General features: G+C 72.2%; 18 protein-coding genes. 7 read left to right on the top strand and 11 right to left on the bottom strand.

What is annotated here, in order from left to right:
• Positions 1-25: 25 nt before the first annotated feature.
• From mshA to D452_RS0110840, 3 genes are all read right to left on the bottom strand, one after another.
• The gene (mshA, locus tag D452_RS0110850; protein WP_017544174.1) at positions 26-1,324 is read right to left on the bottom strand and encodes a D-inositol-3-phosphate glycosyltransferase; all 1,299 of its coding nucleotides are present in this window, start codon (positions 1,322-1,324) and stop codon (positions 26-28) included.
• A gap of 120 nt (positions 1,325-1,444) precedes the next feature.
• Positions 1,445-2,434 carry an alpha/beta hydrolase gene (locus D452_RS0110845; RefSeq protein WP_017544173.1) on the bottom strand — a complete coding sequence of 330 codons (990 nt, stop codon included), beginning with the start codon at positions 2,432-2,434 and terminating at the stop codon, positions 1,445-1,447.
• 191 nt (positions 2,435-2,625) lie between these two features.
• Complete coding sequence (locus D452_RS0110840) at positions 2,626-3,603, bottom strand: YbgA family protein (RefSeq protein ID WP_026129185.1); 978 nt, start codon at positions 3,601-3,603, stop codon at positions 2,626-2,628.
• 87 nt (positions 3,604-3,690) lie between these two features.
• On the opposite strand from D452_RS0110840, the gene D452_RS0110835 reads away from it, so the two are divergent.
• Positions 3,691-5,004, top strand: a complete 1,314-nt coding sequence (locus D452_RS0110835) for a cryptochrome/photolyase family protein (RefSeq protein ID WP_017544171.1) — start codon at positions 3,691-3,693, stop codon at positions 5,002-5,004.
• 159 nt (positions 5,005-5,163) lie between these two features.
• On the opposite strand, the gene D452_RS0110830 is transcribed toward D452_RS0110835, so the two are convergent.
• Both D452_RS0110830 and D452_RS0110825 read right to left on the bottom strand, forming a co-directional pair.
• Positions 5,164-5,601 (bottom strand): hypothetical protein, encoded by a 438-nt coding sequence (locus tag D452_RS0110830; protein WP_017544170.1) that lies wholly within the window; start codon positions 5,599-5,601, stop codon positions 5,164-5,166.
• A 72-nt stretch (positions 5,602-5,673) separates the two neighbouring features.
• Positions 5,674-6,219 carry an O-acetyl-ADP-ribose deacetylase gene (locus tag D452_RS0110825; RefSeq protein WP_026129184.1) on the bottom strand — a complete coding sequence of 182 codons (546 nt, stop codon included), beginning with the start codon at positions 6,217-6,219 and terminating at the stop codon, positions 5,674-5,676.
• A gap of 184 nt (positions 6,220-6,403) precedes the next feature.
• On the opposite strand from D452_RS0110825, the gene D452_RS0110820 reads away from it, so the two are divergent.
• The 3 genes from D452_RS0110820 (at position 6,404) to D452_RS0110810 (ending at position 8,162) form a co-directional block, all read left to right on the top strand.
• On the top strand, positions 6,404-6,766 hold the full coding sequence (locus D452_RS0110820) for a BlaI/MecI/CopY family transcriptional regulator (RefSeq protein ID WP_082206639.1): 363 nt from the start codon (positions 6,404-6,406) through the stop codon (positions 6,764-6,766).
• A 5-nt stretch (positions 6,767-6,771) separates the two neighbouring features.
• Positions 6,772-7,716 carry a M56 family metallopeptidase gene (locus D452_RS0110815; protein WP_017544167.1) on the top strand — a complete coding sequence of 315 codons (945 nt, stop codon included), beginning with the start codon at positions 6,772-6,774 and terminating at the stop codon, positions 7,714-7,716.
• Between the two features lie 146 nt (positions 7,717-7,862).
• The gene (locus tag D452_RS0110810; RefSeq protein WP_017544166.1) at positions 7,863-8,162 is read left to right on the top strand and encodes a DUF2516 family protein; all 300 of its coding nucleotides are present in this window, start codon (positions 7,863-7,865) and stop codon (positions 8,160-8,162) included.
• Between the two features lie 137 nt (positions 8,163-8,299).
• Here the strand turns inward: D452_RS0110810 and D452_RS28085 are convergent, their stop codons facing one another.
• The 3 genes from D452_RS28085 to D452_RS0110795 form a co-directional block, all read right to left on the bottom strand.
• Complete coding sequence (locus D452_RS28085; protein ID WP_017544165.1) at positions 8,300-10,837, bottom strand: hypothetical protein; 2,538 nt, start codon at positions 10,835-10,837, stop codon at positions 8,300-8,302.
• 76 nt (positions 10,838-10,913) lie between these two features.
• Complete coding sequence (locus D452_RS0110800; RefSeq protein ID WP_017544164.1) at positions 10,914-11,978, bottom strand: neutral zinc metallopeptidase; 1,065 nt, start codon at positions 11,976-11,978, stop codon at positions 10,914-10,916.
• On the bottom strand, positions 11,975-12,862 hold the full coding sequence (locus D452_RS0110795) for a neutral zinc metallopeptidase (protein ID WP_040693540.1): 888 nt from the start codon (positions 12,860-12,862) through the stop codon (positions 11,975-11,977). Before D452_RS0110795 ends, D452_RS0110800 begins: the two co-directional genes overlap by 4 nt.
• Positions 12,863-13,075: 213 nt before the next feature.
• Between D452_RS0110795 and D452_RS0110790 the strand changes: the two genes are divergently transcribed.
• Positions 13,076-14,926 (top strand): DUF2207 domain-containing protein, encoded by a 1,851-nt coding sequence (locus D452_RS0110790; RefSeq protein ID WP_017544162.1) that lies wholly within the window; start codon positions 13,076-13,078, stop codon positions 14,924-14,926.
• A gap of 48 nt (positions 14,927-14,974) precedes the next feature.
• Positions 14,975-15,400, top strand: a complete 426-nt coding sequence (dtd, locus tag D452_RS0110785; RefSeq protein ID WP_017544161.1) for a D-aminoacyl-tRNA deacylase — start codon at positions 14,975-14,977, stop codon at positions 15,398-15,400.
• A gap of 12 nt (positions 15,401-15,412) precedes the next feature.
• Here the strand turns inward: dtd and D452_RS0110780 are convergent, their stop codons facing one another.
• On the bottom strand, positions 15,413-16,051 hold the full coding sequence (locus D452_RS0110780; RefSeq protein ID WP_017544160.1) for a pyridoxamine 5'-phosphate oxidase family protein: 639 nt from the start codon (positions 16,049-16,051) through the stop codon (positions 15,413-15,415).
• Positions 16,052-16,118: 67 nt separating this feature from the next.
• Between D452_RS0110780 and pdxR the strand changes: the two genes are divergently transcribed.
• Positions 16,119-17,594: a MocR-like pyridoxine biosynthesis transcription factor PdxR gene (gene pdxR, locus D452_RS0110775; RefSeq protein WP_017544159.1), complete on the top strand. Its 1,476-nt coding sequence runs from the start codon at positions 16,119-16,121 to the stop codon at positions 17,592-17,594.
• A 235-nt stretch (positions 17,595-17,829) separates the two neighbouring features.
• Here the strand turns inward: pdxR and D452_RS0110770 are convergent, their stop codons facing one another.
• On the bottom strand, positions 17,830-18,528 hold the full coding sequence (locus D452_RS0110770) for a response regulator transcription factor (protein WP_017544158.1): 699 nt from the start codon (positions 18,526-18,528) through the stop codon (positions 17,830-17,832).
• Positions 18,525-19,718 carry a sensor histidine kinase gene (locus D452_RS0110765; RefSeq protein WP_017544157.1) on the bottom strand — a complete coding sequence of 398 codons (1,194 nt, stop codon included), beginning with the start codon at positions 19,716-19,718 and terminating at the stop codon, positions 18,525-18,527. Before D452_RS0110765 ends, D452_RS0110770 begins: the two co-directional genes overlap by 4 nt.
• Positions 19,719-19,751 lie beyond the last annotated feature (33 nt).

Genomic DNA, 19,751 nt, shown 5'->3' with positions numbered 1-19,751 from the left:
CGTCACTTCGGTCCGCCCCCCGTGGTCAACGGGCCGCGGCGAGCCGGAGCCCGCGCGGGTTGAGGGTGTCCCGGTACACGTCCAGGAGTTCGTCCACCGTCCGCGACCACCCCAGGGTGGCGGCGTGGCGTGGACCCGCCCCGGCCAGCTTGGCACGCCAGGCCGGTTCGGTGATCATCCGGTGCAGCTCGGCGGCGTAGTGCCGGGGGTCGTGCCCGTCCACGAGGACCCCGGAGACGCCCCCGGCGACGGCCGTGGTCAGACCGCCGACCCGCGCGGCCAGCACGGGAGTGCCGCAGGCCTGCGACTCCACGGCCACCAGACCGAAGGACTCGGAGTAGGAGGGAACGACGGTCACGGTCGCGGCCCGGTAGTAGTCGGCCAGGCGCGCGCGGTCCTGTGGGGGCTCCATCCGCACCACGTCGGCGACGCCCAGCGAACGCGCGAGGTCGGTGAGCAGTCGGGGTTCGTGTCTGCCGCCCCCGGAGAGCCCGCCGACGACTCCGACCACCAGGCGGGAGCGGAGGGAGGGGTCGCGTTCGAGCAGGTCGGCGGCGGCGCGGATGAGGACGTCGGGGGCCTTGAGCCGCTGGACACGGCCCACGAACAGCAGGAGTTCGGTGTCCCGGGGCAGCCCGACCCGCTCCAGCGCCTCCGTACGTGAGCCGGGGGTGAAGGTGTCCAGGTCGACCCCGGGCGGGATCGTGTTGATCTGCTCGTTCCGTGCACCGTAGAAGCCGGTGAGCTGGCGCGCCTCGTCGTCGGTGTTGGCGATGAGCCGGTCCGCCTGGCGCACCAGCTGGTCCTCGCCCCGCACCCGCGCCTCCGGTTCGGGGGAGTCGCCCTCGGCCAGCGCGGCGTTCTTCACCCGCGCCATGGTGTGCATGGACTGCACCATGGGCACGCCCCAGCGGCGGGCGGCCATCACCCCGGCCCTGCCGGAAAGCCAGTAGTGGCCGTGGACGAGGTCGTAGTGGCCAGGGTCGGCCTGGGCCTCGGCACGCAGCATCCCGAACACGAACGGACACAGGTGGTCGGCGAGGGTGTTCTTGTCGAGGTGGCCGTAGGGTCCGGCGGGCACGTGCCGCACGTTCACGCCCGGCGCCAGCTCGACGACCGGGGGGAGGTCGGCGCTGGTCGCGCGGGTGAACACGTCCACGGCCACGTTGCGTTCGGCCATCCGCCGGGCCACCTCGACCACGTACACGTTGAGCCCTCCGGCGTCACCGGTGCCGGGCTGGTCGAGCGGGGAGGTGTGCAGACTGACGGTCGCGATCCTTGAGGGAACCGCCGTCTGTTGTCCCAGCGGCAGGGGTCCGGACACCGGTGGTTCCTCCGAGTCGTGTCAGCAACGAGTGTGCGAGCCGTAGTCGTCAACAGCGACGAAGGTACACACTGTTCCCCACCGGAACGTCCGAGGGGGCCGGGGTTGACCCGGCCCGGATCACCGTGTACCCGCCCACCCGGACACCAGGAAGTCCACTGCCTCGGGGAAGGTGCTCCGCCAGGTCTCCAGGTCGTGGCCGCCCCGGGGCCTGAGGGTGTCGACCGTCATACCGTGATCGGCGAGCAGTTCCGAGAAGCGTTCGGCCTCCCCCTGGATGCTCCCCTCCTGGAGCGGGGTGTGGTCCGCTCGGCCCTCCACCAGCATGAACCTGAGGTCGCTCACGTCCTCCGACCCCAGGAGGAGGTCGGGGGAGTGCGCCGCGGTGTCCCCACCGAAGGTTCCGTGCGGATCGTCCACGCGGTAGTACCCGGCCCAGCCGACCACCTGGGAGTAGAGGTCGGGGTGGCGCAGGGCCAGGGCGGCGGCACCGTAGCCGCCCATGGAGAAGCCGCCGATCGCCCGCAGAGACCGGGGACGCGGGTGCTCGCCCTCGACCGCGTCGACGGTGTCCCGGGTGACGAAGCTCTCCAGCGAGAAGCGGCCGTCATGGGCGTCCCCCCACTCGGTGGTGGAGCCCCCGTCCTCCTGCCCGTACGGGGCCGCGACGACGAACTCGACCCCCGAGCGGCACATCTGCCGGTCCAGGTGGGCGCCCAGGTCCGCTTCCATGAGGGTCCGGTGGGTGGAGGCCGAGCCGTGCAGCAGGTAGAGGACCGGCAGGTCGGTGCTGTCGGGCCCGGGTGGACGGCGGATCCACAGGGGGCGGCCCTCGTCGTCGGAGGGGTCGGGCAGGGTGACGACCTGGTCGCGCCCGGGTTCCTGGCAGACGGCGACCTGCCCCGGGTTGGGGATGGGCGCGGGGGTGGTCACCGGATACGGGGGCAGGAGGGCGTGGCCGTGGGTCAGTTCCGGTTCCGGGGGCGACAGGTGGTGGCCGATCCGCTCGACCAGGCGCTCCGGGGGAGCCGTGGCCAGGGACGTGGCGAGCAGCACGACGGCGCAGGAGGAGACGAGCACGGCGGCGCGTCGGGGAAGGGAGACGAACACGTCGGGGACCTCGGGTCGGGGGCAACCGGAAACCGCGCACGACGCGGCCGGGAACTGTCACCCAATGTAGCCGAACGTGTTCGCTGCGCAGGGATTCGCCGCGTGCTGTCAGGGGCCGCCCCGAACCGTCCTTCCGTGCTCTTCCCTCGGGTCCGACTCCGGCTTCCCCCGGGTCCGGCTCCGGCGCGGGATCAGACCGCCACCGGGTGCCGCAGCCGCAGCGCCTCGGGGTAGGGGCGCAGGTAGGTCTGCTCGTTGGCCCAGGTCATGGCCTCGGCGGAACAGTGGTGTCGCAACAGGGCCACCGGCAGGCTGAGCGGTGCCTGCCCCTCCCGGTAGTCCTCGATCGCGGCCAGCAGGTCGTGCCTGCGGGCGTCGTCCAGCAGCGGGCTGATCATCCCGAAGACGTGCTGGAGCACGTTGGCGTGCCTGCCCCGGCTGCCCTTGACGGCGAGGGTCCGGTGGAAGGCCTCCGCGTAGGTGGCCGCGACCTCCTCGGGATCGCCGGTGCCCGCACGGGCCACGATCCGCCCGGTCTCGCGGTAGCCGTCCGGGGAGTGCGCCATCAGCTGGAGTTTGTGCCGGGTGTGGAACGCCACCAGGTCCCGTGGACGCCAGTCGTCCTCCAACAGGGCGCGCAGCCGGGAGTGCGCGAACACCCGCTCCACGAAGTGCTCGCGCAGAACGGGGTCGGACAGACGGCCCTGCTCCTCCAAGGGGAGTTGCGGCAGCAGCTCGGTGAGCCGCGCGGCGAAGGCGCCCCGGCCGTTCCCGCGCAGCCGGTCGCCGTGGTCGTCGAAGACCGGCAGGGCGTACAGGCCGCAGCTCGGCGACTTGTTCTTGAGCACGTATCCGTCCAGACGGCGCAGCTCGGGCAGGTGCCGGTCGGCGACCCGGGCGAGGTCGTCCGTGTGGTCGGCGCCGTCCTTGCTGGAGATGACCCGGTCCTCGCCCTCGCCGGGGGCCGTGTCAGGCCGCTCCTGGAGACGCAGGGTGGGGCGGGGCACGCCGAGCCCGATCTCCGCCTCCGGGCAGACCGGCAGCCAGTCCACGTGCCGGTCCAACTCGTCGGTGAGGAACCTGAAGCGCGAGTGCCCGCCGTTGTAGCGCACGGGTGCTCCGATGAGGCAGCTGGAGACTCCGACGACGGGACGGGGAGGCGGGTTCATGGTGGGGCTCTACCCCCGACCACCTCCGGTAATCGCCAATGAACACACCCAGTAGTGTGATGGTGTCGAAAAGCGAAGGAGTCCTTGTTGGGCACCCCCGTCATCGTCCTGTTCACGCAGGACCTGCGCCCGCACGACCACCCCGCGCTCAGCGCGGCCCTGCGCGCCTCCCCGCGGGTGGTCCCCCTCTTCGTCCTCGAACCCGGCCTCCTGGCGCGCGCCGCCCGCAACCGCCGCGCCCACCTGGCCGAGGCCCTCGCGGACCTGCGCTCGGGGCTGCGGGAGAGAGGCGGAGACCTCCTCCTTCGCCGGGGCGACACGGCAAGCGAGGTCGGGAGGCTGGCCAGGGAGACCGGGGCGCGCGCCGTCCACCTCAGCGCGGGCGTGACCCGGTTCGCGGCACGGCGGCTGGACTCACTGCGTGCCACCGGACTGGAGGTGTGCGAGCACCCCGGGCTGACCGTGGTGCCGCCCGGCGACCTCACCCCGGCCAGCGGCGACCACTACAAGGTGTTCACCCCCTACTGGCGGGCCTGGGAGGGGGCGCGCTGGCGCGAGGTGCTGCCCGCGCCCGAGGCCCTCGAACTGCCCGAGGGGCTCGAACCGGGTGACCTGCCCGAGCTGGACGGCGACGCCGAGGGGATCGGCGCCCTCGCCCCGGAACGGCAGACCGGCGGCTGGACCATGGCGCGTGGACGACTGCGCGCCTGGCTCGACGAGGGGCTGGCCGACTACGGGGATCGCAACGACGACCTCCCCGGTGCCGCCACCTCCCGTCTCTCCGCCGACCTCAGGTTCGGCTGCCTCTCCCCGCTGGAGATCGCCACCGCCGCGCGGGACCTCCCCGGCGGCAGCGAGTACGTGCGCCAGCTCGCCTGGCGCGACTTCCACCACCAGGTCACGGCGGCGTTCCCGTGGATCAACACCCGCGACTACCGAGCGCGTGACCGCGAGTGGCGCGACGACCCGGACGCCCTGTCCGCATGGAAGGAGGGACGGACCGGTGTGCCGATCGTGGACGCGGGCATGCGGCAGCTGCTCCAGGAGGGGTTCATGCACAACCGCGCCCGCATGATCACCGCCGCCTTCCTCACCAAGACGCTGCTGGTGCACTGGCGGGAGGGGGCCGCGCACTTCGACGCCCACCTCACCGACGGCGACGTCGCCAACGAGTACGGCAACTGGCAGTGGACGGCGGGTACCGGCAACGACACCCGACCCAACCGGGCGTTCAACCCCTCCCGGCAGGCGCGGCGGTTCGACCCGGAGGGCGTCTACGTGCGCCGGTACGTCCCCGAACTCGCGGAACTGTCGGGTGCGCAGGTGCACACGCCCTGGCTGGAGGGGTTCGGGGAGGGGGTCGAGGGCTATCCGGCCCCGATCGCCGATCCCGGTAAGTAGCGGTTCAACCGTTGGGCCAGCGGTCGGGGCAGGTGCGCACACCCGCTTCCGGGTACTCATCGCACCTCACGCACCGGCCCGCGGTCGGCCTGTCGTGCTCGGGGAAGAAGCGGGGGCCGGGCGCGGGCAGGCGGGGAAGCCGGAGCACGGGAATCGAGGTCAACCCTCCGTCTCGGCCAGGCCGTCGATGATGTCGTCCAGGACCAGGGAGCGGTCCAGCGCCGACATCAGTCGCAGTTCCCGGAGAGCGGGCAGCGTGTCCACCCCGTCGCCCTCGGCCCCCGTCACCGTGCACACACGCATGCAGTGCTGGGTCGGGGGCCGCCAGAAGTCGCGTTCGTCGATGGGGGCGATGCGGTACACGGTGGCCGGGTACTCGGACGGGCGGCTCGGGGAGTGCCACTGTTGGACGCGGGACAGCACGAAACCCGTGATCAGGGAGTCGAAGACACCGCCTGACGCGAGGTCGGCCAAGGCGTCCTCGTCGCCTTCGGAGCGGCAGGCGTCACACCCCGCGAGTTCCGCGCGCAACAGCCAGCGGGCCCGCGCGTGACTCACCTCGGGGTTCTTGAGCTTGCTCGGATGCCGGTGTCCCATGGAACGGAGCGTACGACGGACGCGGGCGGCGCGGTAGACGGGGCAAGAGCCACGGTCGAGCCGCGCGCCTCCTCAGCCCGGTTCGAAGGCCCGCCGGAACGCGGCCAGGGCGGCCTCGTCGAACAGCACCAGGTCCACCCTGGGCACCCGGACCGGCGCGGTGCGCAGTGCCCGCGCGGCGATCCGGGCCGCGTCGTCCAGGGGCCAGCGGTACACCCCCGTGGAGATCGCGGGGAAGGCCACCGACTCCGCGCCCAGCTCGTGGGCGACCCGCAGTGACTCGGTGAAACAGGAGGCCAGCACCGCTGACCGGTCCTCGGTCCCGCTGTACACCGGGCCGACGGTGTGGATCACCCAGCGGGCGGGCAACCTCCCCGCCGTGGTCGCCACCGCCCCACCCGCAGGCAGCCCCTTCCCGTAATGGGAGGCGCGCAGGGCGCGGCACTCCTCCAGGATCGCCCCGCCGCCCCTGCGGTGGATGGCCCCGTCCACCCCGCCGCCGCCCAGCAGGGAGCTGTTGGCGGCGTTGACGATCGCGTCCGCGTGGTGCTCGGTGATGTCGCCCATCGAAAGCTGGAACCGCGTCCCCTCGGACGGCGCTTCCCCTCGGTCAGCCATGTCTCTCCCTCGGCCGCCCGCCCCGGGAGGAGCGGGACCTCGGTCACCCCGGCCCGTTCCACCCCTCGTCGGAGGCGGTCCCCGGGCCCTGTCGGCAGCGTCTCAAACCCCTACCCCGAAAGCCATCGAGAATTAACGTGGGGGTGCCACGGGGGGTAGTACTACCCGTCGTAGACTTGGTTTCATGAATCGGCTTGGCGAACTTGAACGCGCGGTGATGGATGTACTGTGGGCACGCAACGAACCAATGACGGTTCGCGAGGTCGGTAAGGCTCTCGCCGAGCGGGACCTGGCCCACACGACCGTCATGACGGTGCTCGACCGACTGGCCAAGAAGAAGGTCGTCGACCGGGCACGCGAGGGTCGTGCTTGGCGGTACCGTCCGGCAGCCAGCCGCGAGAACTACGTGTCGGAGCTGATGTTCGACGCTCTCGGTCAGACGGTTGACCGCGACGCGGCCCTGGCCGCCTTCGTCCAGTCCATGGACGGCCAGGAGGCTGAAGCGCTCCGTCGCGCACTCGCGGAAACCGAGCAGCCAAGGAACTAGTCCGTATGGTCAGTGCCGCACTCCTCACTCTCGTCGCGGTCAGCTGCCTCGTCGCCATGGAAGCACTCCACCGGGCGAAGTGGCCCTCCCGCGGCCCCTACACGGCGGTCATCGCCTGGCAGGCGCTCGGCCTGGCCTGGGGCGTGTCCACCATCGGTGCGCTTTTGGCCTACGGCCTGTCGTCCTACGAGCTCGGCGCCGCGGGCGGCCTGCTGGCCGCCGCCACCGACCTCCTGACCGGCGAGTTCATCGTCTCCGAGTTCTCGCAGGGGCTCGAGGGGCTGAGCCACCTCGCCGCCGTGCTGCTGGCCGTCGCCCTGACCCTCGTGCTGTTCTCGGGCCTCGTCGCCTCGTTCGTCCAGGTGGTGCGGGTCCGCAGACGCCACCACGACCTGCTGGAACTGGTGGCCAACGAACACCCGGACGTCCCGGGCGCACGCGTGGTCGACCACCCGGCGGCCGCCGCCTACTGCCTGCCCGGAGTGCTGCGCTCCCAGGTGGTGATCAGCGCCGGTGCCCTGGAGGTGCTCGACACCCGCGAACTGGCGGCCGTGCTCGCCCACGAGCACGCCCACCTGCGTGAACGCCACGACCTCGTTCTGCTCCCGTTCTCCTCCTTGAAGCGGGCCTTCCCGCGCGTGCGCCTGGTGCGGACCTACTACGAGACCGTCGCGCTGCTCATCGAGATGTGCGCCGACGACCAGGCCCGCCGCAGGAGCTCCTCCCGTGAGCTCGCCATGGCGCTGCTCCGCTTCGGTGCCGCCGGGCCCGCGCCCGTACCCGCCGGTGCGATGGCCGCCGTGCAGGCCGCTGAACCCGCCGTCATGCGCAGGGTCAACCGGCTCCTGCGCCCGGACAGCGAACTCCCGTACCACGCGGGTGCCGTGATCATGGGTGCCTCGGCCTTCCTGCTGGCCACCGTGACCTGCCTCTGGCACATCCCGATCTGACCGCCGCGCCCGGTGGTCCGGAGGTACCGCGCTCGTATTCGGTCAGTGATCCGCCCCTCTTTCGGGCACGATCCCCGCGTCCGATCCGTTTAACGTGGAGAGCGGGCGGAACCCCGCTCGGACGCGTGAGGCGACTGGAGTGAGTCTTGTTCTTCTGGATCTGGCAGCTGATCTACCTCGTGACCTTCGTGGCCAGCCTGTACGCGTTCATCGAGGCCCTGAGAACCCCTGAGCAGGCCTTCGTGGTGATGGACAAGCAGACCAAGAAGCTGTGGGTGATCCTCACCGGTGTGGCCTCCGGCGTTTCCCTGCTCGCCGTCCTGACCGGCACCGGCATGTTCGTCATCCTGGGCCTGGTCGCCACCCTCATCTTCCTGCTGGACGTGCGCCCCGCCGTGAAGGGCGTGGGCGGCAACCAGAACAACGGCCCCTACGGACCCTGGTAGCCCCGGGCCACCGGCGCGTCGGTCCCTGCGGGCACCGGTCTCCGTGGCCCGGTCTCCGCGCTGACGGCTCCGCGGCCCCGGCCCCCGACGGCGCGAACCACCGCGCGGACGCCTCGCGGGGTCCTTCCGGGAGGGCGTCAACCGCCGTACGGGGTCGAGGCCCTCGGTGGTGCCTCCCTCGGGGCCGAGGGAACTGGCGGCAGCACCTCGGACAGTGCCTGGGCGTAGGCCGGATCCTCCGTGTACTGGGAGTGCCCGAGGATCTCCGGGCGTCTGGCCTCTCCCGGCGGCGCGTCGTAGGAACGCGGGTCGGGCAGCGGGTCGGCCTGGTCCACGATGTCCAGGGACGCTCCGGCCCCACCCCCGGCAGGACCTGGTGGAGTGTCCCCGGCGTCCGCGTTCCTGCGTCTGACCGGACCGGCGATGGCGTCGGTGACCCGCCACAGGTTGCGCCAGGCCGACACCCGGCCGGTCAGGTCGGTGAACGAGGCCGGACCGAAGTAGGCCGGGAAGTACCGCGCGTACAGTCGGTCCAACGGTGAGCCGTGGGTGATCAGCGAGACCCGCCCCCGGCAGCTCCGGGGCAGCTGCCACACGGTCGCGGCGGCCAACACCGACCCCTGCGAGTGGCCGGAGATCACCACCTCGGTTCCCTCCCCGGCCATCCGCGCCACCCGCGCGGTCAGCTGCGGTACCGCGCGTTCGGCGTACGAGGGCGGGGCCAGCGGATGCGCGACACGCGGCCAGAAGGTGCCCACGTCCCACAGCGCGCCCACGGCCTGCCGCGTCGGCCGGTCCCGGTAGGCGCTCCGGCCGATCCACACCAGCGCCACCAGGCTCGCCCCGCCGATGAGCGACCCCACACCCACCAGCGCGTCCAGCGCGCTCTGCGCCACGCCCTGGAGCTCCCCGGCCACCGCCAGGGGTGCGTCCACCGGCCCGGCGACCAGGTTCCCGGTGAGGATCGAGTAGAGCGCCAGCCCCACCAGCGGCACCACCGGAAGCAGCAGCGCGGCCAGCACCTTGGGCAGTACCTCGGTCATCTGCCCGGTCGCCCTGGCCTTGGCGATGTCCCAGGTCCGGCGGTCCCGAACGCTCCGCGAGTAGAGCGAGGTCACCTCGGGCAGCTGGGCCCGCACCGCACCGCGCAGGCGCAGCGCCAGCACCGCCACCACGACCAGGACGATCACCGCCTCGAAGGCGAACGCCAGCTGCAACCACGAGTAGGCGGTCGGCGGCGACAGCGCCAGGCAGTCGGCCTCCGGCGCGTTCATGGGACCGCAGCCGCTCAGCCACAGCGAACCCTGGTACACCAGCGCGGCCGAGAACCCGCCGCCCAGCAGCGTTCCGAGCGCGGCCGTGGACGGTCCCGCCAGCCCTCGCATGGCGGTTCGCTCGTGCGGCCGGTCCACCGCGAACAGCACCAGGGCCGCCGCCAGCAGCATCACCACCAGCGCGCCCTGGGTGGCGAAGAGCGTGTTCAGCATGGTGCCACTGCCGGGCAGCCGCCCCTCGGCCACCCAGCCGGGCCGCGGCCACACCGTGTAGACGGCCACGGCCACCACCAGGACGAGCATGGTGTCCCGCAGCACCCGGCAGAACCGGTCCGCCCTGGCGTTCCACCGGGGGTCCAGCCCGGGTACCAGCACACTCGCGACAGTCGCCGCCGCCACGGCGCCCAGCAGAACGGCCAACACCGCGCCGAGCCACCACGCCCCCGGATCGGTCGCCGGCGCCACGCCCCGGACCGACAGGTCGTGCAGGAACGCGGGCACCAGCAGCAGCGCCGCGACGGTTCCCACGGCCACGGCGATGTGGGCCGACCTCAGCCGGGCCATGATCTCGCTGTTGCGCCAGAAGTCCGGGTGGCTCAGCGGCGCGTCCTCGGAGTGGTCCGGCGGCACCGGGCCGGTCACCACCTCGTAGTCGGCCGCCGTTCTGCGGGACAGCCGCCACAGCACGACGATCACCGCGGCGGGCAGCACCGCCCCGACCACCAGCCCCCACCCCGGTGCGGACAGCGGTGAGGAGGACGAGGCCAGGAAGGCCAGCCACGGACGCGCCTGCACACACGACTCGCCCAGCCCCGCGCACTGCCAGCCCACCAGGTCCATGCCGACCCCGGCCGAGGCCAGCGTGATGAGCACGGTCAGCGACAGCGCCAGGAGTCGGACCCCGGCCCCGTAGGTGATGCTGGCGGCCCTGCGGACCCCGGTCTGCCCCCGGTCCATCCGGCCGGGCCGCATCCAGTACGCCACGTTGAGCATCATGAACGGCAGCAGCAGGAGCCAGAACGCCCGCGAGGCGCTGCCCGAGGTCAGGTTGCCCCAGGCGAAGATCTCCCGTCGTACCCCCGGGACGCTCTGGGTGTCCGGTTCGCGCCGCCAGCGGAAGAAACCGGCGAGCCGGTCGCCGCCCACGCGCATGGCGGGCTCCACGTCCAGGAGTTCCTCGGCCTGTCCGCCGCTGACACCGTGCACGCGCAGTTCCACGCAGTTGCGGGTGGGAGCGGCCTCGGGCTCGGCGGTCGGGGAGACCGGGGGAACGACGGTGGTGACCGTGGTGTCCACGGGGGAGTGCCTGGTGACAGGGGGTCGGGTGGCGGAGAGGGTGTGTGACGCGGGGCGCGGGGGCTCGGGCTCGTGCGAGCCGGAGGGTTCGGGGGTGTCCGGCATGTCAGCATCCTGCCACGCACAGTCGCGATGAAACACGAAGAACCCGGAGCCTGTGGACAACCCCGGACCGAGGACGCTACTTGACCATTCCCTCGTCACTCACGTCCCAGGTGTTGCAGGCGCCCGCCGACTGCTCGGTCCAGCCGGTGCGCGTCCACCACACGCTGTTGTCCGAGGAGCCGTGCGTGCGATCCGACTCGGGACCGTCGGGACGGTCGGCGGTGGCCGAGGCGTCGTCCAGAAGGGTGGACAGGTCGTCCTCGGTGAGCGGGTAGCTCACCCGGATCGACCCCAGGAAGGCCGCCGAGAGGCAGTTGGCCTGGAGTTCGCTTCGGCGCGTCCAGGAGTTGCGGCCCGCGTCGTCCACCTCCAGCTGCCGCTGCTCGTGGTAGAACTCCAGGAGCCCGGACTCGCCCTGCACGTGGTGCCCGTACTCGTGGGCCAGCAGGGACGCGTAGACCACGCTGTCATCCGAGCCGTTCCACTTCTCCACCACGTCCGAGGTGCCGATGTAGATCGCGCCGCTGGCCCGGCAGTAGAAGGCGCCCGCCGGGGACGGGTAGGAACGGCACGGGCTCACCCCGGGCTCCTCCCAGAACACCCGGTCCGGCGGGGCGAACGGGATGCCCGCCCGGTCGAACTGGGTCTTCCACACGTCGTCCAGGCAGTCGGCGACCAGGTGCAGGAACCGCTCCATGGAGCCGGGGTCGTCGACGTCGAGCTCGGGCACCGGGCAGGGCAGCGGGCTCAGCCGACCGGTGTCGTAGATCGGGTTGGCGACCAGCGCGCTGTGGCCGGTCGGCCGGTCCGGGAGGGTGCGACCGGGCAGTCCCAGGTGACCGGTGGGCGCGTCGGCGGACGGGCTCGGAGGCTGGCCGGGCTTGTCGTCGCCGCCCTCCGCCCGCTCGGAGACCGTGTCCATGGCGGAGCCGTCCTCGTTGACGCTGGTCCAGGAGAGCAACGACAGCGCGAGCAGGGCCACCAGGAGCCCGCACACCGCGCTGAACACCCTGCGGTTGACCCGGTGGGCCCTGCGCGAGTGCTCCAGCCGGGTGAGCGTCGCGGGCAGGGGGGTACCGGAACCGCCGGGGCCGGGTCCGCCGGGCTCGTCGGAGCCGACCGGACCGTGGTCACCGCTCACCGCACCAGCTCCTCGCGGGCTTCCCAGGTGTTGCAGGCCGCCGGATCGAGACGGTCCAGACCGTGCGCGGTCCACAGACGACCGTTCTCCACCGATCCGTGCGTGCTCGTGCCCGCGTGGTCGGAGCGGAGCCCGACGGAGTCGAGGATATTGGCCCTCTCGGACTTCCCGTAACCGAGGGACTCCTCAGCGGAGCCGACGAACACCCCGCCCAGGCAGTTGGCCTGGAGCTCGTTGCGCCGGGTGAGCTCGTCCGCGGTCTCCTCGTCGGCGTTGGCCCGCAGGGAGCGGAACTCGGCGAGGATCATCGACTGCCCCTGCACGTGGTGCCCGTACTCGTGGCTGAGCAGGAACGTGTACGCCTCGGCCTCGTCACTGCCCGCCGAGGCCGCCACGATGTCCTCCACCCCCAGGTAGAGGCCCTGGTTGGCCTGACAGTAGAAGGCCGCCGTGCCCTCCTTCGGGAAGGGGCCGCACGGGCTGTTCCCCGCCGCGTACCAGTACACGCGGTTCGGGGAGGAGAACGGGATGCCCGCCTCCTCGAAGTACGCGCCCCAGGCCGAGTCCAGGCAGTCGGCGATCGAGTGCACGAAGGTCTCCACCGACTTCGGGTCGTCGGCGTCCATCTGCGGTGGCCGACAGGTGACCTCGCCCAGCTCGCCGTTGGCGTACAGCGGGTTCTGCCCCAGCGGGTCCTCGATCGCCGCCGTGGTGGGCTCCGAGGACGAGACGGACTCGGCCGAGAGCACCTGGGTGGCGTCCGGCCCGATGGGCTCGCCCCACGCCGGTTGCACGGTCGGCAACAGTGCCGAGAACGCGAGGAAGCCGGTGAACCCCACGGCGGCCAGCCCTGTGCCCAGGGACAGCGAGACGCCCAGCCCCATGCGCTGGAGGAACCCCGGGCGCTCCGCCCACGGGTCGGACTCGGGCCGGTTTCGTCGACGGGTCAGCACGTGTCCGAACCCCCGTTCCGTACGGGAGGCCCGGCCGCGCCGGAGCTACTGTCGACGGAGCCACCGGCGGGGGGCCGGTACGCGACGCCGGGGAGGGCGCCCGATGGGTACGGTCCGCTCACGGACCGGATAAGCTCTCGCGTCATGTGGTGGGTCGGCTCCTGGCGCCCGGCCGTCGCGTTGGCGACGGCCCTGCTCGTGTACTCCTCGCTGTTCGTGGTGGTCGCCGTGGGGTGGCCGGGAGGGGAGGCGCACGCGGTGACGGCGACCGCACCGGCAACCACAGTACCGGGGCACGAACCGGCGGTCATCGCCCGACGTTCCGCCACGGACACGGACATCACCAACGACATCCGCCTCGAACTGGACCAACGGGGCACCCTCCACGGCGAGGAGTCCATCAGGTTCGAGGGCCCAGCCCCGGAGACCTTCACCCGGGCCCTCACCGCCACGATGCTCTACGACACCGACCACGACCGCCGGTTCGAGATCAACGGGGTCTCCGCGGTCGACTCCGGCGGCTCCACCCTCCAGGTGGAGACCGAGGAGACCGACGGCGCGCTCCTCGTGCGCATCCCCACCGAGGGCACCCGCGGGGTGCGGCTCAGCTACCGGGTGAGCGGCACCGTCGGCGCGGTCTCCCAGGGGGTCCAGCTGGAGTGGCGGGCCGTGGGCGCCTACAGCCACGACGTCCGCTCCACCGACGTCACCGTCACCGCGCCGCAGCCGCCCGAGGCGCTGTCCTGCCTTGCGGGCGAGCCCCGCAGCGCCATGTACTGCACCGCCTCGGACATGGGCGGGGACGCGGTCGTCGCACACTTCCTCCAGGCCGACATGACGCCCAGCGACCGGCTGGACATCGTCGTCAACTACCCTCCCGGGACCGCCGAGGGCGAACCGATCCTGACCCGCCGGTGGTCGCTGGCGTCCGCCTTCCAGGTGACGCCGGGGACCGCGAGCGTGTTCGGTCTCCTCCTGCTGGTCCTGGTCGGCGGGCTGATCGCCCTCATCCGCATCCGGGGCCGCGACGAACGCGCGCTGCACAACGAGGCGGCGGAGGGCGACCACGCCCCCGTGGCCCGCGGTGAACACGGCCGGATGCGCTTCGCCCCGCCCGACGACGTGCACCCGGGCCAGATCGGCACGCTGGTCGACGAGCGCGTGGACATCGCCGACCTCACCGGTACCGTCCTCGACCTGGCCGTACGCGGTCACATCCGGGTCGAGGAGCTGCCCCACGAACACTTCACCTCGGTGGACTGGCGGCTGGTCCGCCTGGACGGTCCTCCCGAGGAGGCCCTGCTCTCCTCCGAGTGGCTCCTGTTGGACGCCCTCTTCGGAGAGCGGCGCTCCGTGCGTCTGTCGGAACTCGGCTCCTCCCGCCACTCCGAGGACTTCCCCGCGCGTGTGGACCGGGTCCGCGAGGAGCTGTACCGCGACATGGTCCGGCTCAAGTGGTTCTCCCGGTCGCCCAGCCGGGTGCGGGGGACCTGGACGACGGTCGGTATGGTGCTCACCGCCTCGGGGGTGGTCCTGACCGGTCTGCTCGCGGTGTTCACCAGCGCGGCCTTCACCGGTCTGGCCGTCATCATCGCCGGGGCCGCCGTCACCGCGGGCGCGCAGTACATGCCGGCCAAGACCAAACTGGGCAGCTCCGTCTACGCGCACACGATGGGCTTCCGCGACTACCTCCTCAGCCAGCGGGCCCAGAGCGCCCCGCCCGGCGAACGCGTGGAGCTGTACTCGCGCTACCTCCCCTACGCGGTGATCTTCGACGACGTCGACCGCTGGGCCAACATCCTCGCCTCCGCCGCGATCGCCGACCTCAGCCCCGAGGAGCTCGACGGCGACGGCCTGCACTGGTACACCGGCCCGCGGGAGTGGCGGATCGAGGACTTCTCGGACTCGATCAGCACGTTCGTGGTCACCCTCACCGGTCTGATCACCAACACCCGCCGTGTGCGCCTGCTCAACCAGCTGCAACGATCGAGGTGACACCGCCCCCGACCAGGGGCGGTCCCGGGAAGAGAGCAGGGGAGGACCATGCGCGCTGTCGTGCAGCGGGTGTCGCACGCTTCGGTGACGGTGGAGGGCGAGGTGGTCGGTGAGATCACCCGACCCGGCCTGATGGCCCTGGTGGGGGTCACGCACACCGACACGGAGGACGAGGCCCGGAAAATCGCCAGGAAGCTGTGGACCCTGCGCGTCCTGGAGGACGAGAAGTCCTGCTCCGACGTGCAGGCGCCGCTGCTGGTGGTCAGCCAGTTCACTCTCTACGGCGACGCGCGCAAGGGCCGCCGTCCCACGTGGCAGGCGGCCGCGCCCGGACCGGTCGCGGAGCCCCTGGTGGACGCCGTCGTCAAGGAGCTGCGGGACCAGGGCGCCGAGGTGGCCACGGGGGTGTTCGGCGCCCAGATGTCCGTGGGCCTGACCAACGAGGGGCCCTTCACGGTCATCGTGGAGGTCTGAGGGAGTCCCCGCCTAGCGGGTCGCGCGGGCCAGGATGTGGGCCGGGACGGGGAGGTCGTGGGTCAGCGCCGGGTCGGTGACCGGAGGGTCGAACACCGTCCGGACCGGCTGCACACCCGCCCAGACCGGGAGGGCGTAGTCCTCCTCGTCGTCAGCGGGCGGGCCGGTGCGGACCTTCACCGACGCCTCCTCCAGGGACAGCGCGAGAACCCGGGTGGCCGCCATCTCCTTGGTGTCGGGCTGGCGGGCGGCGTCCCACTGGCCCGGTGCGAGCTGCTCGGTGATCGCCCGCAGCCCGTCCCAGCGCTCCTGTTCGTCGGTGACCACGCGCGGCGTTCCGAAGACCATCGCCGACCGGTGGTTCACCGAGTGGTGGAATCCCGAGCGGGCCAGGACGATCCCGTCCAGCAGGGTGACCGTCACACACATCTCGCCCTCCGTCCGCAGGGACCGGGCTCCGGTCGATCCGTGCAGGTAGAGCGTGTCGCCGATCCGCCCGTACCCCGTGGGGACCACTCGGGGAGACCCGTCCACGACCACGCCCATGTGGCAGACCAGGCCCTCGTCGAGGAGGTCGTACAGTTCGGTGCGGTCGGTCCTGGTCTTGTGCTTGGCGCGGTTGAGACGAGTGCGTTCTGTCGTGGAGAGCATGCGACTACCGTAGGAAGAAGTGGATATCCGAACCATGGCCACTTCTGGCAGGAAGTGAAAGACCACTTTGGCCCGACGCCTCGCCGAACCACCGGTCCGCCTCGACCGCTCCGACCCCGCACCGCTCACCGCGCAGCTGTCCGGAGCGCTGCGCGAGGCCATGGTCTCCGGTGCGCTCCGGGCCGGTGAACGGCTGCCCTCCAGCCGGGCCCTGGCCGCGCAGCTCGGGGTGAGCCGCACCGTGGTCACCGACGCCTACCAGCAGCTCTACGCCGAGGGGTGGCTCGACGGCCGCCACGGTTCGGGCACCTTCGTGGCGGAGCACGAGCCCCTCCCCGGTCCGCCCGGGCCAACGCAGCCCCCGCGCTCCGCCGAGCCCCCGCGCGGGCGTCCGTCACGGCAGGAGGTACGCCGGGCCGGGGTGGTCGACCTGCGGGCGGGAGCACCCTGGGTCCGCGACCACGACCGTGCCGCCATGCGCCGGGCCTGGCGGCACGCGGCCGAGGTACCGCCCTCCGACGACCCCGAACCCCAGGGCGAGCCCCGACTTCGCGCCCTGCTGGCCGAACACCTGCGCCGCACCCGGGGCGTCCGGGTGGGGCCCGAGAACGTCCTGGTCACCCGGGGGACCGGCAACGGGCTCGACCTGGTGGGCGCCATGACCGCCATGGGAGGGACCCCTGTGCGGGGCGCGGCCCCCGGAGCCCGCTTCCGCGCCGGAGTGGAGGAACCCGGCTACGGCAAGGCCCGCACCATCCTGGCCGCACGCGGCGCCGAGATCGTCCCCTGCCCCGTCGACCACGACGGCATCCGCCCCGGGGAGCTGACCGACGACCTCGCGCTGGTGTACACCACGCCCGCGCACCAGTACCCGCTGGGCGGCCGTCTGCCCCTGCCCCGCCGCGAACGCCTCCTGGCCTGGGCCCGCCGGACCGGAGCGCTCGTGGTGGAGGACGACTACGACGCCGAGTTCCGCTACGACGTGGCGCCCCTGCCCGCCCTGTACGGGCTCGATCCGGAGCGGGTCGTGCTGCTCGGCACCCTCTCCAAGACCCTCGACCCCGACCTCGGGATCGGCTGGATCGTCGCCGAACCTGACCTGCTCCAACGCCTCACCCGCGTGCGCGCCGAGCTGTCCGACCGCACCAGCGGCCCCGTGCAGGCCGCCACCGCCCTCCTGCTCGAACGCGGGGACCTGGACCGGCACCTGCGCCGGATGCGCCTGGAGTACGCCCGCCGCCGCGCCACGCTCGTGGAACACCTCGGGACGCGGATCGCCGGGGACACCGCCGGACTCCACGTGCTGCTCACCCTGCCCGAGTCGGCGGTCGCTCCGGTGGTCGCGGCGGCGGCCGAGGAGGGGGTCCTGGTGGAGGACACCCGCCGCGCCAGCCACGGCGCGCCCAGCGTGCACGGGCTGGTGATCGGCTACGGGTCGGCGGGAGGCGCGGAGCTCCGGCGCGCCTGCGAGGTCCTGGCCCGCGCGGTGGAACGCCACACCGGGGAACCGGCGGCCCTCGGGACGGGTCGTGGGAGGCGCTGAGCCCGCCGACCGGGAGCCGGCGTGACCGAGCGGACGGGCCCGGTGAGGACCCACGGGATCCGCCGGGCACCGTCGGATCCCACAGGGGCGCACCAGCTCGGAGAGGGGCGGCGGCCCCTGAAACACGAAGGTCCCGGTCCGCGGCGATACCGCGGCCCGGGACTCGAAGCAAGGCGGGGTCGGGACGGAGAGGGGGGAGGGACCCGGAGGGAGCCTCCCACATCCGCCAGGAGCCCTACTCGACCTCGACGGTGACCGGCTCGAACTTGTAGCCCAGGCCGCGCACCGTGACGATGTAACGCGGGGTGCTCGGGTCCTCCTCGATCTTCGCGCGCAGGCGCTTGACGTGCACGTCGAGGGTCTTGGTGTCACCGACGTAGTCGGCGCCCCACACGCGGTCGATGAGCTGCATCCGGGTGAGGACCCGCCCGGCGTTGCGCAGCAGCACCTCCAGCAGCTCGAACTCCTTCAGCGGGAGCTGCACGTTGTCGCCGCGCACCGTCACCACGTGCCGCTCCACGTCCATGCGGACGGGACCGGCCTCGAGAGCGGCGGGCAGCACGATCTCGTCCTCGCCCCGTCGGCGCAGCACCGCGCGGATGCGCGCCACCAGCTCGCGGGAGGAGAACGGCTTGGTCACGTAGTCGTCGGCGCCCAGTTCCAGACCGACGACCTTGTCGATCTCGGAGTCCTTGGCGGTGAGCATGATGACGGGGACGTTGGACTTCTGCCGCAGGGTCCGGCACACCTCGGTGCCCGACAGTCCCGGCAGCATGAGGTCCAGCAGCACCAGGTCGGCGCCGGTCCGGTCGAAGGTCTCCAGAGCGACGGTCCCGGTGGGCGCCACCGCGACCTCGAAGCCCTCCTTGCGTAGCATGTACGACAGGGCGTCGCTGTAGGACTCCTCGTCCTCTACTACGAGTACGCGCGTCACTGTGCCGTCTCCTGGTGGTTGTCGTTCCGGGAAGCTTCGAGCTCCCGGCTCTCGGGTCTGGGCAGACGCAGTGTGAACGTCGACCCCGACCCCTCCTTGCTCCACACGGTCACTTCTCCACGGTGGTGGGTCATGATGTGCTTGACGATGGCCAGACCGAGACCGGTACCACCGGTGGCCCGGCTCCGAGCGGCGTCCACACGGTAGAACCGCTCGAAGATTCGCTCCAGGTCCTGCTGGGGGATTCCGATCCCCTGGTCCGCGACGCTGATGTCCACGCTGCTCCGCGAGGTCCCGACGGACACCGCGACCCGCGTGTTCTTCGGACTGTAGGCGACGGCGTTGGCGATGAGGTTGCGCAGGGCGGTCCCCAGCATCGCCTCGTCACCCAGCACCGTCAGCCCCTCGGCTCCGCTGCCGACCAGTTCGATGCCCTTGGCGTCGGCGGGCATCCGCACGGTGTCGATCGCCTCCTCGACGACCGACCCCAGGTCCACCGGGGCGGGTTCGGCGATGGGCTCGGCACCCTGGATCCGGGAGAGCGTGATGAGGTCCTGGATGACGGCCGTGAGCCGGGAGGCCTCGGTCTGCATCCGCCCGGTGAAGCGGCGCACCGCCTCCGGGTCGTCGCTGGCGTCCTGTACGGTCTCCGCCAGGAGTGACAGCGCGCCCACGGGGGTCTTGAGCTCGTGCGAGATGTTGGCCACGAAGTCGCGTCGGACCGCCTCCACCCTGCGGTGCTCGGTCTGGTCCTCGGCCAGGACCAGCACCAGACCGGTGCCGCCCAGCGGGGCGACCCGCACCGCGAAGGACGTGGCGTCGGGGCCGAACTTGCGGACGGCCACCTCGATGTCGGTCTCCCGGATCACCCCGTCGCGCCGGACCTTGCGGGCCAGGGTGAGGAGTTCGCCTATGACCAGTTCCTCTCCCCGGACGAGGCCGAAGGCCCGGGCGGCGGAGGAGGCGCGCAGCACGCGGTCGCCCGAGTCGAGGACCACCGCGGAGGAGGGGAGCGCGGACAGCACTTCTGCCACCCCCTGCGGGAGGGTGCTGCCGTCGTGCCGTGGTGACGGCGCCTCCTCCCGTGTGGTGCGCGTACGGAAGAGGGGGCTGGCGGCGACGACGCCGATGGCGACGCCCACGACGAGCCCGATGATGCCGACGACCGCGGCGAGAAGTTCCCCTTGCACGATTCGATCGTAAACGTGCGGACTGGGGCTTTA

This window comes from Nocardiopsis prasina DSM 43845 (assembly GCF_000341265.1).
GTDB lineage: Bacteria > Actinomycetota > Actinomycetes > Streptosporangiales > Streptosporangiaceae > Nocardiopsis > Nocardiopsis prasina.
The sequence above is the reverse complement of the archived record's forward strand: the minus strand, read 5'-3'. Positions and strand labels throughout refer to the sequence as shown.

Excerpts from the sequence above, each read along its gene's own strand:
- D452_RS0110840 (WP_026129185.1), bottom strand. The coding sequence starts at position 3,603 with ATGAACCCGCCTCCCCGTCCCGTCGTCGGAGTCTCCAGCTGCCTCATC.
- D452_RS0110830 (WP_017544170.1), bottom strand. The coding sequence starts at position 5,601 with ATGGGACACCGGCATCCGAGCAAGCTCAAGAACCCCGAGGTGAGTCAC.
- D452_RS0110825 (WP_026129184.1), bottom strand. The coding sequence starts at position 6,219 with ATGGCTGACCGAGGGGAAGCGCCGTCCGAGGGGACGCGGTTCCAGCTT.
- D452_RS0110820 (WP_082206639.1), top strand. The coding sequence starts at position 6,404 with ATGAATCGGCTTGGCGAACTTGAACGCGCGGTGATGGATGTACTGTGG.
- D452_RS0110815 (WP_017544167.1), top strand. The coding sequence starts at position 6,772 with ATGGTCAGTGCCGCACTCCTCACTCTCGTCGCGGTCAGCTGCCTCGTC.
- D452_RS28085 (WP_017544165.1), bottom strand. The coding sequence starts at position 10,837 with ATGCCGGACACCCCCGAACCCTCCGGCTCGCACGAGCCCGAGCCCCCG.
- D452_RS0110795 (WP_040693540.1), bottom strand. The coding sequence starts at position 12,862 with ATGGGGCTGGGCGTCTCGCTGTCCCTGGGCACAGGGCTGGCCGCCGTG.
- D452_RS0110790 (WP_017544162.1), top strand. The coding sequence starts at position 13,076 with ATGTGGTGGGTCGGCTCCTGGCGCCCGGCCGTCGCGTTGGCGACGGCC.
- dtd (WP_017544161.1), top strand. The coding sequence starts at position 14,975 with ATGCGCGCTGTCGTGCAGCGGGTGTCGCACGCTTCGGTGACGGTGGAG.
- D452_RS0110780 (WP_017544160.1), bottom strand. The coding sequence starts at position 16,051 with ATGCTCTCCACGACAGAACGCACTCGTCTCAACCGCGCCAAGCACAAG.